Below are 16,122 nucleotides of genomic sequence, written 5' to 3' on the forward strand. Positions count from 1 at the left end.
GTGAAGCGCCACCTCGTCTCCGCCGCCGACCTCAGCCGCGACGACGCGCTGCTGATCCTGGACACCGCCGAGGAGCTCGCCCAGCTCTCCGGACGGGCCGTCAAGAAGCTGCCCACGCTGCGCGGCCGCACCGTCGTCAACCTGTTCTTCGAGGACTCCACCCGCACCAAGACCTCCTTCGAGGTCGCCGAGAAGCGGCTGTCCGCGGACGTCATCAACTTCTCCGCCAAGGGCTCCTCGGTCTCCAAGGGCGAGAGCCTGAAGGACACCGCGCTCACCCTGCAGGCGATGGGCGCCGACGCCGTCGTCATCCGGCACCACGCCTCCGGCGCGCCCGCCCGGCTGGCCGGCTCGGACTGGCTGCACGGCTCGGTGATCAACGCCGGCGACGGCACCCACGAGCACCCCACCCAGGCGCTGCTCGACGCGTTCACCATGCGCCGCCACCTCAACCCCGGCCTCGGCCGCGACCTGGCCGGCCGCCGGGTCGCCATCGTCGGCGACATCCTGCACAGCCGGGTCGCCCGCTCCAACGTGCACCTGCTCACCACGCTCGGCGCGGAGGTCACCTTCGTCGCCCCGCCGACCCTGCTCCCGATCGGCATCGACACCTGGCCGTGCGAGGTCTCCTACGACCTCGACGCCGTGCTGCCCAAGGTCGACGCCGTGATGATGCTCCGGGTCCAGCGCGAGCGGATGAACGCCGCCTTCTTCCCCACCGAGCGCGAGTACGCCCGCCGCTACGGCCTGGACGGCGCCCGGCTGGCCCGGCTGCCCGAGCACGCGATCGTGATGCACCCCGGCCCGATGGTCCGCGGCATGGAGATCACCGCCGAGGTCGCCGACTCGCCGCGCTGCACCGTGGTCGAGCAGGTCGCCAACGGCGTCTCGGTCCGGATGGCCGTCCTCTACCTGCTGCTCGGCGGCGCCACCCTCGCCGACGCCCCCCGCACCACCGAACTCCCGGAGGCCGCCCAGTGACCACCTACCTGATCCGCAACGCCCAGATCCTCGGCGGCGCCCCCCAGGACATCCACATCGTCGACGGCGTCTTCGCCGCGATCGGCACCGGCCTGGACGCCGAGGCCGACATCGACATCGACGCCTCCGGCCTGGTCGCCCTGCCCGGCCTGGTCGACCTGCACACCCACCTGCGCGAGCCCGGCCGCGAGGACGCCGAGACCGTGCTGACCGGCACCCGGTCCGCCGCGATGGGCGGGTTCACCGCCGTGCACGCGATGGCCAACACCTTCCCGGTCGCCGACACCGCCGGCGTGGTCGAGCAGGTCTGGCGGCTCGGCCAGGAGTACGGCTACTGCGACGTGCAGCCGGTCGGCGCCGTCACCGTCGGCCTGGAGGGCAAGCAGCTCGCCGAGCTCGGCGCCATGCACGACTCCGCGGCCGGCGTCCGGGTCTTCTCCGACGACGGCAAGTGCGTGGACGACGCGGTGATCATGCGCCGCGCCCTGGAGTACGTGAAGGCGTTCGACGGCGTCGTCGCCCAGCACGCCCAGGAGCCCCGGCTCACCGAGGGCGCCCAGATGAACGAGGGCCTGGTCTCCGGCGAGCTCGGCCTCGGCGGCTGGCCCGCCGTCGCCGAGGAGTCGGTCATCGCCCGGGACGTGCTGCTGGCCGCGCACGTCGGCTCCCGGGTGCACATCTGCCACCTGTCCACCGCCGGCTCGGTCGAGATCGTCCGCTGGGCCAAGAGCAAGGGCTGGGACGTCACCGCCGAGGTCACCCCGCACCACCTGCTGCTCACCGACGAACTCGTCCGCAGCTACGACCCGGTGTACAAGGTCAACCCGCCGCTGCGCACCGCCGAGGACGTCGAGGCGCTGCGCCGGGCGCTGGCCGACGGCACCATCGACGCCGTCGCCACCGACCACGCCCCGCACCCCGCGGAGGACAAGGACTGCGAGTGGGCGGTCGCCGCGATGGGCATGGTCGGCCTGGAGACCGCGCTGTCGGTCGTCCAGCAGACCATGGTCGACACCGGCCTGCTGAACTGGGAGGGCGTCGCGGACCGGATGTCGCACCGCCCGGCCCGGATCGGCCGTCTCAAGGGCCACGGCCGGCCGATCTCGGTGGGTGAGCCGGCGAACCTGGTGCTGTTCGATCCCGCGTACCGTGGAGTGGTGAACCCCGACACCTTCGCCACGCGTTCCCGCAACAGCCCGTACCGCGGCATGGACCTGCCCGGCCGGGTGCACGCCACCTTCCTGCGCGGCGAGGCGACCGTGCTGGCCGGCGAGCTGGTCGCGCGCTGATGCCGCTCGCCACCGAGAAGGGCCAGGTCACCGACTGGCCCGGGTACATCGGCGCGTCCGTCGGGCTGCTGATCCTGATCGCGCTGGTGTACTGGCTGATGCGGCAGGGCTGGAACTGGCGCCGCACCACCCAGTCGGACCTGCCGGCCCCCGCCGCCGCCCCCGCCGACCCCGGGGCGGCCCTGCTGGCCGCCGCCGGCCGCTACCACGGCACCACCACCGCCGGGAACTGGCTGGACCGGGTCGTCGCGCACGGCCTGGGCACCCGCAGCCTGACCGAGCTGACCCTCACCGAGCGGGGCCTGCTGGCCCGCCGCCCCGGCGCCGCCGACCTGTGGGTGCCGGCCGCCGACCTGGCCGGCGCCCGGCTGGACTCCGGCATCGCCGGCAAGGTGGTGCCGAGCGGGCTGCTGGTCGTCGGCTGGCGGCTCGGCGGCCGGGGATTGGAAAGCGGTTTCCGGTTGGACGCCGCGGACGAGCACGAGGCCTGGATCGAGGCCGTCGGTGCTCTGGTGACACGTACGAAGACGACGAAGACGGAAGAGGCCGCGACATGACCGCACCTGCCCCCACCACGCAGCGCACCAGGCGGGAGCGAGTGCCCGCCGTGCTCGTCCTGGAGGACGGCCGGACCTTCCGCGGCGAGGCCTACGGCGCGGTCGGCGAGACCTTCGGCGAGGCGGTCTTCAACACCGGCATGTCCGGCTACCAGGAGACCCTGACCGACCCGTCCTACCACCGCCAGGTGGTCGTGATGACGGCCCCGCAGATCGGCAACACCGGCTGGAACGACGAGGACGACGAGTCGCAGCAGATCTGGGTGTCCGGCTACGTGGTCCGCGACCCCTCCCGGGTCGCCTCCAACTGGCGCTCGAAGCGCTCGCTGGACGAGGAGCTGGAGCGCCAGGGCGTCGTCGGCATCAGCGGCATCGACACCCGCGCGCTCACCCGCCACCTGCGCGAGCGCGGCGCGATGCGGGTCGGCATCTTCTCCGGCCCGGCCGTCGCCGACCCGGCGGCGCTGCTCGCCAAGGTGCAGCAGGCCCCGGAGATGAAGGGCGCCGACCTGTGCGCCGAGGTCGCCACCAAGGAGACCTACGTCGTCCCGGCGATCGGCGAGAAGAAGTTCACCGTCGCCGCCCTCGACCTCGGCATCAAGGGCATGACCCCGCACCGGATGGCCGAGCGCGGCATCGAGGTGCACGTGCTGCCCGCCAACTCCACCGTCGAGGACATCTACGCCGTGCAGCCCGACGGCGTGTTCTTCTCCAACGGCCCCGGCGACCCGGCCACCGCCGACCACCAGGTCGAGGTGCTGCGCGGCCTGCTGGCGAAGAAGACCCCGTTCTTCGGCATCTGCTTCGGCAACCAGATCCTCGGCCGGGCCCTCGGGTTCGGCACCTACAAGCTCAAGTACGGCCACCGCGGCATCAACCAGCCGGTGCAGGACCGCACCACCGGCAAGGTCGAGGTGACCGCCCACAACCACGGCTTCGCCGTGAACGCGCCGCTGGACAAGGTGAGCGACACCCCCTTCGGGCGGGTCGAGGTCTCCCACGTCTGCCTCAACGACGACGTGGTCGAGGGCCTGCAGGCGCTCGACGTCCCCGCCTTCAGCGTGCAGTACCACCCCGAAGCGGCCGCCGGCCCGCACGACGCCGCGTACCTCTTCGACCGCTTCCTGAGCCTTATGGAGGGCCAGCGTGCCTAAGCGCACCGACATCAAGTCCGTCCTGGTCATCGGCTCCGGCCCGATCGTCATCGGCCAGGCGGCGGAGTTCGACTACTCGGGTACGCAGGCCTGCCGGGTGCTCAAGGCCGAGGGCCTGCGGGTGATCCTGGTCAACTCCAACCCGGCCACGATCATGACCGACCCGGAGATCGCCGACGCCACCTACGTCGAGCCGATCACCCCCGAGTTCGTCGAGAAGATCATCGCCAAGGAGCGCCCCGACGCGCTGCTGCCGACCCTGGGCGGCCAGACCGCGCTGAACACCGCGATCTCGCTGCACAAGGCGGGCACGCTGGACAAGTACGACGTCGAGCTGATCGGCGCCGACGTCGAGGCGATCAACAAGGGCGAGGACCGCGAGCTGTTCAAGGGCGTGGTCGAGGCCGTCCACGCCAAGATCGGCCACGGCGAGTCCGCCCGCTCGGTGATCTGCCACTCGATGGACGACGTCCTCGCCGGTGTGGAGACGCTGGGCGGCTACCCCGTCGTCGTGCGCCCGTCCTTCACCATGGGCGGCGCCGGCTCCGGCTTCGCCCACGACGAGGAGGACCTGCGCCGGATCGCCGGCCAGGGCCTGGCCCTCTCGCCGACCACCGAGGTGCTCCTGGAGGAGTCCATCCTCGGCTGGAAGGAGTACGAGCTGGAGCTGATGCGCGACAAGCACGACAACGTCGTGGTGGTCTGCTCGATCGAGAACTTCGACCCGATGGGCGTGCACACCGGTGACTCGATCACCGTCGCCCCGGCGATGACCCTCACCGACCGCGAGTACCAGATCCTCCGCGACATCGGCATCGCCGTGATCCGCGAGGTCGGCGTCGACACCGGCGGCTGCAACATCCAGTTCGCGGTCAACCCCGAGGACGGCCGGGTCATCGTCATCGAGATGAACCCGCGCGTCTCGCGCTCCTCCGCGCTGGCCTCCAAGGCCACCGGCTTCCCGATCGCCAAGATCGCCGCGAAGCTCGCCGTCGGCTACACGCTGGACGAGATCCCCAACGACATCACCGAGCAGACCCCGGCCTCCTTCGAGCCGACCCTCGACTACGTCGTGGTCAAGGTCCCGCGGTTCGCGTTCGAGAAGTTCCCGTCCGCCGACGCCACGCTGACCACCACCATGAAGTCGGTCGGCGAGGCCATGGCGATGGGCCGCAACTTCCCCGAGGCGCTGAACAAGGCGCTGCGCTCGCTGGAGAAGAAGGGCTCGCAGTTCACCTTCGTCGGCGAGACCGGCGACAAGGACGAGCTGCTGGTCAAGGCCCAGGTCCCCACCGACGGCCGGATCAACACCGTCATGCAGGCGATCCGGGCCGGCGCCACCCCGGAAGAGGTCTTCGGGTCCACGAAGATCGACCCGTGGTTCGTCGACCAGCTCTTCCTGATCCACGAGATCGCCGTCGAGCTCGCCGAGGGCGACAAGCTCGACCCGGAGCTGCTGCGGCACGCCAAGCGGCACGGCTTCTCCGACCAGCAGATCGGCGAGATCCGCGGCCTCAAGCCGGACGTGGTCCGCGAGGTCCGGCACGCGCTCGGCATCCGCCCGGTGTTCAAGACCGTCGACACCTGCGCCGCCGAGTTCGCCGCCAAGACCCCGTACTTCTACTCGTCCTACGACGAGGAGAACGAGGTCGCGCCCCGCGCCAAGCCCGCCGTGATCATCCTGGGCTCCGGCCCGAACCGGATCGGCCAGGGCATCGAGTTCGACTACTCCTGCGTGCACGCGTCCTTCGCGCTCGCCGACGCCGGGTTCGAGACCGTCATGGTCAACTGCAACCCGGAGACCGTCTCCACCGACTACGACACCTCCGACCGGCTGTACTTCGAGCCGCTCACCCTGGAGGACGTGCTGGAGATCGTGCACGCCGAGCAGCAGGCCGGGCCGCTGGCCGGCGTCATCGTGCAGCTCGGCGGCCAGACCCCGCTCGGCCTGGCCCAGGCGCTCAAGGACAACGGCGTGCCGATCGTCGGCACCCCGCCGGAGGCGATCCACCTCGCCGAGGAGCGCGGCGCGTTCGGCCGGGTCCTGAAGGAGGCGGGCCTGCCCGCCCCCAAGCACGGCACCGCGTTCTCCTTCGCGGAGGCCAAGGCGATCGCCGACGAGATCGGCTACCCGGTGCTGGCCCGCCCGTCCTACGTGCTCGGCGGCCGCGGCATGGAGATCGTCTACGACGAGCCCTCGCTCGCCTCCTACCTGGAGCGGCACGCCGGCCTGATCTCCGAGCACCCCGTGCTGATCGACCGCTTCCTCGACGACGCCGTCGAGATCGACGTCGACGCGCTCTACGACGGCGAGGAGCTGTACCTCGGCGGCGTCATGGAGCACATCGAGGAGGCCGGCATCCACTCCGGCGACTCCGCCTGCGCGCTGCCCCCGATCACCCTCGGCGGGTACGACATCAAGCGGCTGCGCCAGGCCACCGAGGGCATCGCCAAGGGCGTCGGCGTGCGCGGCCTGATCAACATCCAGTTCGCGCTGTCCGGCGACATCCTGTACGTGCTGGAGGCCAACCCGCGCGCCTCCCGCACCGTGCCGTTCACCTCCAAGGCCACCGCCGTGCCGCTGGCCAAGGCCGCCGCCCGGATCTCGCTCGGCGCCACCGTCGCCGAACTGCGCGCCGAGGGCCTGCTGCCGCGCGAGGGCGACGGCGGCACGCTGCCCGCCGACGCGCCGATCTCGGTCAAGGAGGCCGTGATGCCGTGGTCGCGCTTCCGCGACGTGCACGGCCGCGGCGTCGACACCGTGCTCGGCCCCGAGATGCGCTCCACCGGCGAGGTCATGGGCATCGACCGGGTCTTCGGCACCGCCTACGCCAAGTCCCAGGCCGGCGCGTACGGCGCCCTGCCCACCAGCGGCAAGGTGTTCGTCTCGGTCGCCAACCGCGACAAGCGCAACCTGGTCTTCCCGGCCCGCGCGCTGGTCGAGCTCGGCTTCGAACTGCTCGCCACCACCGGCACCGCCGAGGTGCTGCAGCGCGGCGGCATCCCCGCCACCGTGGTGCGCAAGCACTCCGACGGCGAGGGCCCGAACGGCGAGCGGACCATCGTCCAGCTCATCCACGAGGGCGAGGTCGACCTGATCATCAACACCCCGTACGGCACCGGCGGCCGCCTCGACGGCTACGAGATCCGCACCGCCGCGGTCTCCCGGGGCGTGCCCTGCCTGACCACCGTGCAGGCGATGGGCGCGGCCGTGCAGGGCATCGCCGAGCTGCGGCGCGGCGAGGTCGGCGTGATGTCGCTGCAGGAGCACGCGGCGCTGATCGACTCCGGCCGGAACTAGGCCGAAACCGTGGGGGGCACGCCGGTCCGGTTGCCGGGTGCCCCCCACGTCCATGTCCCGGCCCGGCCCACGGAGGATCGACCCGCCATGTACAAGCTCCTGTTCAACCTGGTGTTCAAGAAGATGGACCCGGAGAAGGCCCACCACCTGGCGTTCTTCTGGGTCCGGCTGGCGCACTCGGTGCCCGGCCTGCGTCAGCTGGTGCGGGCCGTGCTCGCGCCCCGCGACCCGCGGCTGCGCACCACCGCGCTCGGCCTCGACCTGCCCGGCCCGTTCGGCCTCGGCGCGGGCTTCGACAAGAACGGCATCGGCATCGACGGCCTGTCGATGCTCGGCTTCGACTACGTCGAGATCGGCACCGTCACGGGCGAGCCGCAGCCCGGCAACCCCGCCCCCCGGCTGTTCCGCCTGGTCGAGGACCGCGCCCTGATCAACCGGATGGGCTTCAACAACCAGGGCTCCGCCCGGGTCGCCGCCCGGCTCGCGGCCCGCCCGCACACCAGCAGCACCCCCGTCATCGGCGTCAACATCGGCAAGACCAAGGTCGTGCCGGAGGACGAGGCGACGGCCGACTACCTGAAGAGCGCGAAGGCACTGGCCCCCTACGCCGACTACCTGGTGGTCAACGTCTCCTCGCCGAACACGCCCGGGCTGCGCAACCTGCAGGCCGTCCAGGTGCTCGGCCCGCTGCTCTGGGACGTCCGCAAGGCCGCCGACGAGGTGACGACCCACCACGTCCCGCTGCTGGTGAAGATCGCCCCCGACCTGGCCGACGAGGACATCGACGAGATCGCCGACATGGCGCTGCACCTCGGCCTGGACGGCATCATCGCCACCAACACCACCATCGGGCGCGAGGGCCTGCGCACCCCCGCCGCCCGGATCGAGGAGATCGGCATGGGCGGCCTCTCCGGCGCCCCGCTGAAGGCCCGCTCGCTGGAGGTGCTGGAGCGGCTGCGCAAGCGCACCGACGGCCGGCTCACCCTGGTATCGGTCGGCGGCATCGAGACCGCCGAGGACGCCTGGCAGCGCATCCTGGCCGGCGCCGACCTGGTGCAGGGCTACTCCGCGTTCATCTACGAGGGCCCGTTCTGGATGCGCCGGCTCCACCGGGGCCTGTCCGCGCGGCTGCGCGCCGCCGGCTACGCGTCGATCGGCGAGGCGGTCGGCAAAGGCGTCCGCTGAGCCCCGCCCACCCGCAGCCACGCAGACCCGCCGCCGAGACGACTGTTGAGGAAGAGAACACCGATGACTGACACCACGCCCTTCGGCACCCGCCTGCGCACCGCCCTCGACACCCGCGGCCAGCTCTGCGTCGGCATCGACCCGCACGGCTCGCTGCTCACCGCCTGGGGCCTGAACGACGACCTGAACGGCCTGGAGACCTTCTCCCGCACGGTCGTCGAGGCGCTCGCCGACCGGATCGCCGTCCTGAAGCCGCAGGCGGCGTTCTTCGAGCGCTTCGGCAGCCGCGGCATCGCCGTGCTGGAGCGCTCGGTGGCCGAGGCCCGGGCGGCCGGCGCGCTGGTGCTGATGGACGCCAAGCGCGGCGACATCGGCTCCACCATGGCCGCCTACGCCGAGACCTTCCTGGCCCCGGACAGCCCGCTGTTCTCGGACGCCCTGACCGTCAGCCCCTACCTGGGCTTCGGCTCGCTGCGGCCCGCCGTCGACCTGGCCCGCGCGAACGGCTGCGGCCTGTTCGCGCTGGCGCTGACCTCCAACCCGGAGGGCCACGAGGTGCAGCGCGCCGTCGGCGCCGACGGCGAGAGCGTGGCGCAGGCCGTGCTGCGCCGCCTCGCGGCCGAGAACGCCGGTGCGGCGCCGCTGGGTTCGTTCGGCGCGGTGGTCGGCGCGACGCTCGCCGACGCGGGCGTCGACCTGGCGATCAACGGCCCGCTGCTGGCCCCCGGGGTGGGCGCGCAGGGCGCCACCGCGGCCGACCTGCCGCGGGTCTTCGGCGACCAGGTGCGCAACGTGGTGCCCAGCGTGAGCCGTGACGTGCTGAAGCACGGCCCGTCGGTGGCGGCGCTCCGGCAGGCCGCGCAGGCATTCGTCGACGATGTGAGGGCCGTCACAAACGCCTGATCAATGGGCCGTCAACTCGGCTGATTTGCCCCGAAAAGTCCTGGGTCGGCCCCTGCTGACCAGGACTTTTCGTGTTCTTTTCCTGACGTGGACGCCCAAGTTGGGTAGTGTCCGGCGGTAGGACGCCAGTTGGGGGTGGTCACGGTCACCTCCGCAGGTCAGAGCCTGTGGCGTCCGGGCACGACCAAGTCATGGCTCATCCCTTCCATCCACACCTGAGGTGAACGGCGTGGCTCTTCCGCCCCTTACTCCCGAACAGCGCACCGCCGCGCTCGCCAAGGCCGCCGAGGCTCGTCGCAAGCGCGCCGACGTCAAGAACCGGCTGAAGCACTCGGGCGCCTCGCTGCACGACGTCATCAAGGCCGGCAAGTCCGACGACGAGGTCATCGGCAAGATGAAGGTCTCCGCCCTGCTGGAGTCCCTGCCGGGTGTCGGCAAGGTGCGCGCGAAGCAGATCATGGAGCGCCTGGGGATCTCCGAGAGCCGCCGCGTGCGCGGCCTCGGCACGAACCAGATCGCTTCCCTGGAGCGGGAGTTCGGCGGCGCCGCCTCCTGAACGGAGGCCGGTGTCGGCGGAACCTCCGCGATCCGGGATAATCGGTACATGAGTGAGCGTCCGCGGCTGACCGTGCTCTCCGGCCCCTCCGGGGTCGGCAAGAGCACGGTCGTCGCTCATATGAGGAAGCAGTTCCCCGAGGTCTGGCTGTCGGTGTCGGCGACGACCCGCCACCCGCGCCCGGGCGAGCGCGACGGCGTGCAGTACCACTTCGTCGACCACGAGCAGTTCGACAAGCTGGTCGCCAACGGCGAGCTGCTGGAGTGGGCGGTGTTCGCCGGGAACCGGTACGGGACACCCCGGCAGGCGGTGCTCGACAAGCTGGACAAGGGCGAGCCGGTGCTGCTGGAGATCGACCTCCAGGGCGCCCGGCAGGTCAAGGAGTCGATGCCCGAGGCCCAGCTGGTGTTCCTGGCCCCGCCGAGCTGGGAGGAGCTGGTCCGCCGGCTCACCGGCCGCGGCACCGAGTCGCAGGACGTCATCGACGAGCGGCTGGCGGCGGCGAAGGTCGAGCTGGCGGCGGAGGCGGAGTTCGACACCACGCTGGTCAACACCTCCGTCGAGCAGGTGGCGGCCGAACTGCTAGCCTTGCTCGGTGTAGCCTGACCGGATCGGCTGCACCCAGCCGGTCCGGGACCTGAGTCCTGGGACGCGAGTCCTGGGACGAGAGTCCTGACAAACCACTTCGGAAGGTTCAGCGTGTCCTCTTCGATGACCGCGCCCGAGGGCATCATCAACCCGCCGATCGACGAGCTGCTCGAGGCCACCGACTCCAAGTACAGCCTGGTGATCTACGCGGCCAAGCGTGCCCGCCAGATCAACGCGTACTACTCCCAGCTGGGCGAGGGCCTGCTGGAGTACGTCGGCCCGCTGGTCGACACCCACGTGCACGAGAAGCCGCTGTCGATCGCGCTCCGCGAGATCAACGCCGGCCTGCTCACCGCCGAGGCGGTCGAGGGCGTCTGAGCCCCCGCGCTCCTTCGAGGGCCCGTCCAGCACCTTCCGGTGCCGGGCGGGCCCTCGCGCGTGTGCCCCGCGCCACGTCGCAGGCGCGCGCCGACGGGTCGTAAGGTGGGGCCGCGAACCCCGTCGTGAGGAGAGTCGACCGTCATGAGCGCGCCCCGAGTGGTCCTCGGCGTCAGCGGCGGGATCGCCGCCTACAAGGCCTGTGAGCTGCTGCGCCGGTTCACCGAGTCCGGGCACCAGGTGACGGTGGTGCCGACCGCCGCCGCGCTGCACTTCGTCGGCGAGGCGACCTGGGCGGCGCTGTCCGGGCGGCCCGCGGCGGTGGAGACCTGGGACCGGGTGCACGAGGTCCCGCACGTGCGGATCGGGCAGCAGGCCGACCTGGTGGTGGTCGCCCCCGCCACCGCCGACCTGCTCGCCAAGGCCGCGCACGGCCTCGCCGACGACCTGCTCACCAACACCCTGCTGACCGCGCGCTGCCCCGTGGTCTTCGCGCCCGCCATGCACACCGAGATGTGGGAGCACCCCGCCACCCGGGAGAACGTCGCCACGCTGCGGCGGCGCGGCGCGATCGTGATCGAGCCCGCGGTGGGCCGCCTCACCGGCGTCGACACCGGCAAGGGCCGGCTGCCCGACCCCGGCGAGATCTTCGCCGCCTGCCGCCGGGTGCTGGCCCGCGGCGGCCTGGAGAACGACCTGACGGGCCGTCACGTCCTGGTGTCGGCGGGCGGCACCCGCGAACCGCTCGACCCGGTGCGCTTCCTCGGCAACCGCTCCTCCGGCAAGCAGGGCTACGCGCTGGCCGCGACCGCCGCCGCCCGCGGCGCCCGGGTCACCCTGGTCGCCGCCAACACCGCGCTGCCCGACCCGGCCGGCGTCGACGTGGTCCGGGTCGGCACCGCGCTGGAGCTGCGCGACGCCGTGCTGAAGGCCGCCGCCGACGCCGACGCCGTGGTGATGGCCGCCGCCGTCGCGGACTTCCGGCCCGCCGAGTACGCCACCGGCAAGATCAAGAAGGTGGACGGGGTCGAGCCCGCGCCGGTCGCGCTGGTCCGCAACCCCGACGTGCTGGCCGAGATCTCCGCCGACCGGGCCCGGGACGGGCAGCTGGTGGTCGGCTTCGCCGCCGAGACCGACGACGTGCTCGCCCACGGCCGGGCCAAGCTCGTCCGCAAGGGCTGCGACCTGCTGGTGGTCAACGAGGTCGGCGACGGGAAAGCCTTCGGCCAGGACACCAACAGCGCCGTCCTGCTCGGCGCCGACGGCTCCGAGGTCCACATCGCGGACGGTCCCAAGGAGGCGCTGGCCGACGCGATCTGGGACCAGGTCGTCGCCCGGCTGCCCCGCGACGGGGCCGGTACCGGCCGCTGACCTCGGCAACGGGTCGGGCCGCCCGGGCAGTTGGGCCTGCCGCGATCGGCCGCCGGGCGGCGGCCCGATCCGGCCGGACACCGGGAATCCCGTTCCCGGACACGTCCGACCGGTACGGGGAGTCCCCGTGATCGGTAGCCGACCGTTACACTCCACTGCAGGAATTCAAGTCTTTCCGGATGCCTCGGGACTTCCGAGCGCATTCAGTCAGCAGCCGCTGCAACCCCAGGGAGCGCTGTGTCTCGCCGCCTGTTCACCTCGGAGTCCGTCACCGAGGGCCACCCCGACAAGATCGCTGACCAGATCAGCGACACCATTCTGGACGCCCTCCTCAAGGACGACCCGACCTCCCGCGTCGCCGTGGAGACCCTGATCACCACCGGCCTGGTCCACATCGCCGGCGAGGTCACCACCAAGGCGTACGCCCCGATCGCCCAGCTGGTCCGGGAGAAGATCCTGGAGATCGGTTACGACTCGTCCAAGAAGGGCTTCGACGGCGCCTCCTGCGGCGTGTCGGTGTCCATCGGCTCGCAGTCGCCGGACATCGCGCAGGGCGTCGACACCGCCCACGAGCACCGGGTCGAGGGCGATGTCGAGGACGAGCTGGACCGTCAGGGCGCCGGCGACCAGGGCCTGATGTTCGGCTACGCCTGCGACGACACCCCCGAGCTGATGCCGCTGCCGATCACCCTCGCGCACCGGCTCTCCCGCCGCCTCACCGAGGTCCGCAAGAACGGGACCATCCCCTACCTGCGGCCCGACGGCAAGACCCAGGTCACCATCGAGTACGACGGCGACCGCGCCGTCCGCCTCGACACCGTGGTGGTCTCCTCGCAGCACGCCAGCGACATCGACCTGGACTCGCTGCTGACCCCCGACATCCGGGAGTTCGTGGTCGAGCCCGAGCTGAAGGCGCTCGCCGACCAGGGCATCAAGCTGGTCACCGAGGGCTACCGCCTGCTGGTCAACCCGACCGGGCGCTTCGAGATCGGCGGCCCGATGGGCGACGCCGGCCTCACCGGCCGCAAGATCATCATCGACACCTACGGGGGCATGGCCCGCCACGGTGGCGGTGCCTTCTCCGGCAAGGACCCGTCCAAGGTCGACCGCTCCGCCGCGTACGCGATGCGCTGGGTCGCCAAGAACATCGTCGCCGCGGGCCTGGCCACGCGCGCCGAGGTCCAGGTCGCGTACGCGATCGGCAAGGCCGAGCCGGTCGGCCTGTTCGTCGAGACCTTCGGCACCGAGACCGCGCCGGTCCAGAAGATCCAGGAAGCCGTCACCCAGGTCTTCGACCTGCGCCCGGCCGCGATCATCCGCGACCTGGACCTGCTGCGCCCGATCTACCAGCAGACCGCCGCGTACGGCCACTTCGGCCGTGAGCTGCCGGACTTCACCTGGGAGCGCACCGACCGGGTCGAGGCGCTGAAGGCCGCTGTCGCGGGCTGAGCGTTTCGCCGGGGCTTTTCGAGGCACGGATCGCCGCCCGTCGAGGGGTTTCCCCCGGCGGGCGGCTTCGTCGTTCGCGGGGGCCTTCGTGATGGGCTTCGCGGTGGGCTTCGTGATGGGCTTGGCGGTGGGCGGTTTCGGCGTTCTGTCGGTCCGGTCGGTTAGGTTGGGGGCGTGAGCAGCGCGGACGGTCCCGGGGAGCAGTTGGCGTTCATCCGGGAGACGGTGCGCCGGGCCCGGCCGAAGGCCGCCCGCGGGGTGGTGCTGGCCGAACGGCAGCCCGTGGCACGGGTGTTGGTCGACAAGGGCGTGCTGAGCCTGGACCAGTACTTCGACTACGCCGTCCCCGAGGCGATGTCCGCCGACGCCCGCCCCGGCGTCCGGGTCCGGGTCCGGTTCGGCGGCCGGGTCGGCGCGCACGGGCGGCGCGAGGGCGGCACCCTGCACGACGGCTTTGTCGTGGAGCGGCGGGACGACTCCGACTACGCGGGCCCGCTGGCGCCGCTGGCCCGGGTGCTGTCGCCCGAGGTGGTGCTGACGCCCCGGCTGCTGCGGCTGTGCCGGGCCGTCGCCGACCGGTACGCGGGCACCCTCGCCGACGTCCTGCAGCTGGCGGTCCCGCCGCGGCACGCGGGCGCCGAGGCCGAGCCCTCGCCGCGCCCGCTGCCGCCGCCCGCAGCACCGCCCGCCCCCGGCAGCTGGGAACGGTACGCGCACGGGCCGGAGTTCCTGGCCTCACTGGCGGGCGGCCACGCGCCGCGCGCCGTGTGGACGGCGCTGCCCGGCCCCGGGTGGCCGGCCGAGATCGCCCGGGCCGTCGCCGCGACGCTGGCCGCCGGGCGCGGCGCGCTGGTGGTGCTGCCGGACGGGCGGGCGGTGGCCCGGGTCGACGCGGCGCTGCGGGAGGTGCTGGGCGGCCCCGGGCGGCACGCGGTGCTGGCCGCCGAGGCCGGGCCGCAGGAGCGCTACCGCCGCTGGCTGTCCGTCGCCCGGGGCTCGGTGCACGCCGCGATCGGCACCCGGGCCGCCGTGTTCGCGCCCGTCCGGGACCTCGGCCTGGTGGTGGTCTGGTCGGACGGCGACAGCAGCCACAGCGACCCGAACGCCCCCTACCCGCACGTCCGGGAGGTGGCGCTGCTGCGGGCCGCCGAGGAGGGCGCCGGGCTGCTGCTCGGCGGTGTCTCCACCACCGTCGAGGCCGCGCAGCTGCTGCGTTCCGGCTGGGCCCGCCCGCTGGCCGCGCCCCGGGAGACGGTCCGGCGGACCGCTCCCCGGGTGCGCACCGTCACCGAGTACGACCAGGCCCGGGACGGCGCCGCGCAGGCCGCCCGGCTGCCCACGGTGGCCTGGGAGACCGCCCGGGACGCGCTGGCGCGCGGGCCGGTGCTGGTCCAGGTCCCGCGGCGGGGCTACGCGCCCCGGCTGGTCTGCGGGCGCTGCCGGGAGACCGCGCACTGCCGGGCCTGCCGCGGGCCGCTGGAGTCGCCGGCCGCGGACGCCGCGCTGCGGTGCTCCTGGTGCGGCACCGAGGAGCACGACTGGCACTGCGCCGAGTGCGGGTCGTTCCGGCTGCGGGCCGCGGTGGTGGGTGTGCGGCGCACCGCGGAGGAGCTCGGCAAGGCGTTCCCGCGGGTCCCGGTGCGGACCTCCGGGCGGGACGCGGTGCTCGCGACGGTCCCCGCCGCGCCCGCGCTGGTGCTGGCGACGCCGGGCGCCGAGCCCGTCGCCGAGGGCCCCGGCTACGCGGCGGCGCTGCTGCTGGACGGCTGGGCGCTGCTCAACCGGCCCGACCTGCGGGCCGGGGAGGAGGCCGTCCGGCGCTGGCTGACCGCCGCCGCGCTGGTCCGGCCCGCGGACGAGGGCGGCACGGTGGTGGTGGTCGCGGAGGCTTCCGCGCGGGCGGTGCAGGCGCTGGTGCGCTGGGACCCGGCCGGGCACGCGGGCGCGGAGCTGGACGAGCGGGAGGAGTTGCGCTTCCCGCCGGTCTCCCGGATGGCCTCGGTGACGGGCCCGCCGCGGGCGGTCGCCGACCTGCTGGGCCTGCTGCGGCTCCCGGACGGGGCGGACGTGCTGGGGCCGGTGCCGGTGCACTCCGCTGCCGGGGGCGGTGGCGGTGGCGGTGGTGGGGGTGGCGGGGGCGCGGGCGGTGCTGCCGGCGGGGGCGGGCAGGGGGAAGGGTGGGAGCGGGCGCTGGTGCGGGTCGCGCCCGGGCAGGGGGCGGCGCTGGCCGCGGCGCTGAAGAGTGCGCAGATCGCTCGGTTGGCGCTGCGCGGGGCGGAGACGGTGCGGATCAGGGTCGATCCGACGGACATCGGGTGAGGTGGGCGGGGGCGCGGGGCATCCGAGGTGATCGGGGCATCGGAGGCGGTCGGGGGAGCGCGGAGCGGGCCGGGGGCGCGGGGCGTTCGGG

At 73.0% G+C, this 16,122-nt stretch carries 13 protein-coding genes; all 13 read left to right on the forward strand.

The window, feature by feature from the left end; translation table 11 throughout:
- On the forward strand, window positions 1-981 hold the full coding sequence (locus ACIQBJ_RS33655) for an aspartate carbamoyltransferase catalytic subunit (protein WP_400718401.1): 981 nt from the start codon (window positions 1-3) through the stop codon (window positions 979-981).
- Window positions 978-2,270 (forward strand): dihydroorotase, encoded by a 1,293-nt coding sequence (locus ACIQBJ_RS33660; RefSeq protein WP_400718404.1) that lies wholly within the window; start codon window positions 978-980, stop codon window positions 2,268-2,270. The genes ACIQBJ_RS33655 and ACIQBJ_RS33660 overlap by 4 nt, the downstream gene beginning before the upstream one ends.
- A complete protein-coding gene (locus ACIQBJ_RS33665) occupies window positions 2,270-2,827 on the forward strand; it encodes a hypothetical protein (RefSeq protein ID WP_400718407.1) in 558 nt (185 codons plus the stop codon). Before ACIQBJ_RS33660 ends, ACIQBJ_RS33665 begins: the two co-directional genes overlap by 1 nt.
- Entirely contained in the window at window positions 2,824-3,981 is a 1,158-nt protein-coding gene (carA, locus tag ACIQBJ_RS33670) for a glutamine-hydrolyzing carbamoyl-phosphate synthase small subunit (protein ID WP_400718409.1), read from the forward strand. Before ACIQBJ_RS33665 ends, carA begins: the two co-directional genes overlap by 4 nt.
- Entirely contained in the window at window positions 3,974-7,282 is a 3,309-nt protein-coding gene (carB, locus tag ACIQBJ_RS33675; protein WP_400718412.1) for a carbamoyl-phosphate synthase large subunit, read from the forward strand. Before carA ends, carB begins: the two co-directional genes overlap by 8 nt.
- Window positions 7,283-7,369: 87 nt before the next feature.
- A complete protein-coding gene (locus ACIQBJ_RS33680) occupies window positions 7,370-8,467 on the forward strand; it encodes a quinone-dependent dihydroorotate dehydrogenase (protein ID WP_400718415.1) in 1,098 nt (365 codons plus the stop codon).
- A gap of 63 nt (window positions 8,468-8,530) precedes the next feature.
- A complete protein-coding gene (pyrF, locus tag ACIQBJ_RS33685; protein ID WP_400718416.1) occupies window positions 8,531-9,370 on the forward strand; it encodes an orotidine-5'-phosphate decarboxylase in 840 nt (279 codons plus the stop codon).
- A gap of 229 nt (window positions 9,371-9,599) precedes the next feature.
- Window positions 9,600-9,926, forward strand: coding sequence for an integration host factor, actinobacterial type (mihF, locus tag ACIQBJ_RS33690; RefSeq protein WP_030459182.1), 327 nt, complete (start codon window positions 9,600-9,602; stop codon window positions 9,924-9,926).
- A gap of 48 nt (window positions 9,927-9,974) precedes the next feature.
- Window positions 9,975-10,532, forward strand: a complete 558-nt coding sequence (gene gmk, locus ACIQBJ_RS33695; RefSeq protein WP_014134532.1) for a guanylate kinase — start codon at window positions 9,975-9,977, stop codon at window positions 10,530-10,532.
- 93 nt (window positions 10,533-10,625) lie between these two features.
- Window positions 10,626-10,892: a DNA-directed RNA polymerase subunit omega gene (gene rpoZ / locus ACIQBJ_RS33700; RefSeq protein ID WP_033258145.1), complete on the forward strand. Its 267-nt coding sequence runs from the start codon at window positions 10,626-10,628 to the stop codon at window positions 10,890-10,892.
- A 144-nt stretch (window positions 10,893-11,036) separates the two neighbouring features.
- Window positions 11,037-12,263 (forward strand): bifunctional phosphopantothenoylcysteine decarboxylase/phosphopantothenate--cysteine ligase CoaBC, encoded by a 1,227-nt coding sequence (gene coaBC, locus ACIQBJ_RS33705; protein ID WP_400718420.1) that lies wholly within the window; start codon window positions 11,037-11,039, stop codon window positions 12,261-12,263.
- Between the two features lie 237 nt (window positions 12,264-12,500).
- Window positions 12,501-13,712, forward strand: a complete 1,212-nt coding sequence (gene metK / locus ACIQBJ_RS33710; RefSeq protein WP_400718422.1) for a methionine adenosyltransferase — start codon at window positions 12,501-12,503, stop codon at window positions 13,710-13,712.
- 174 nt (window positions 13,713-13,886) lie between these two features.
- Window positions 13,887-16,031: a primosomal protein N' gene (locus tag ACIQBJ_RS33715; protein ID WP_400718424.1), complete on the forward strand. Its 2,145-nt coding sequence runs from the start codon at window positions 13,887-13,889 to the stop codon at window positions 16,029-16,031.
- The last annotated feature ends 91 nt before the right edge of the window (window positions 16,032-16,122 follow it).

Origin of the sequence: Kitasatospora sp. NPDC088391 (genome assembly GCF_044753345.1) — a bacterium.
Classification (GTDB): Bacteria; Actinomycetota; Actinomycetes; order Streptomycetales; family Streptomycetaceae; genus Kitasatospora.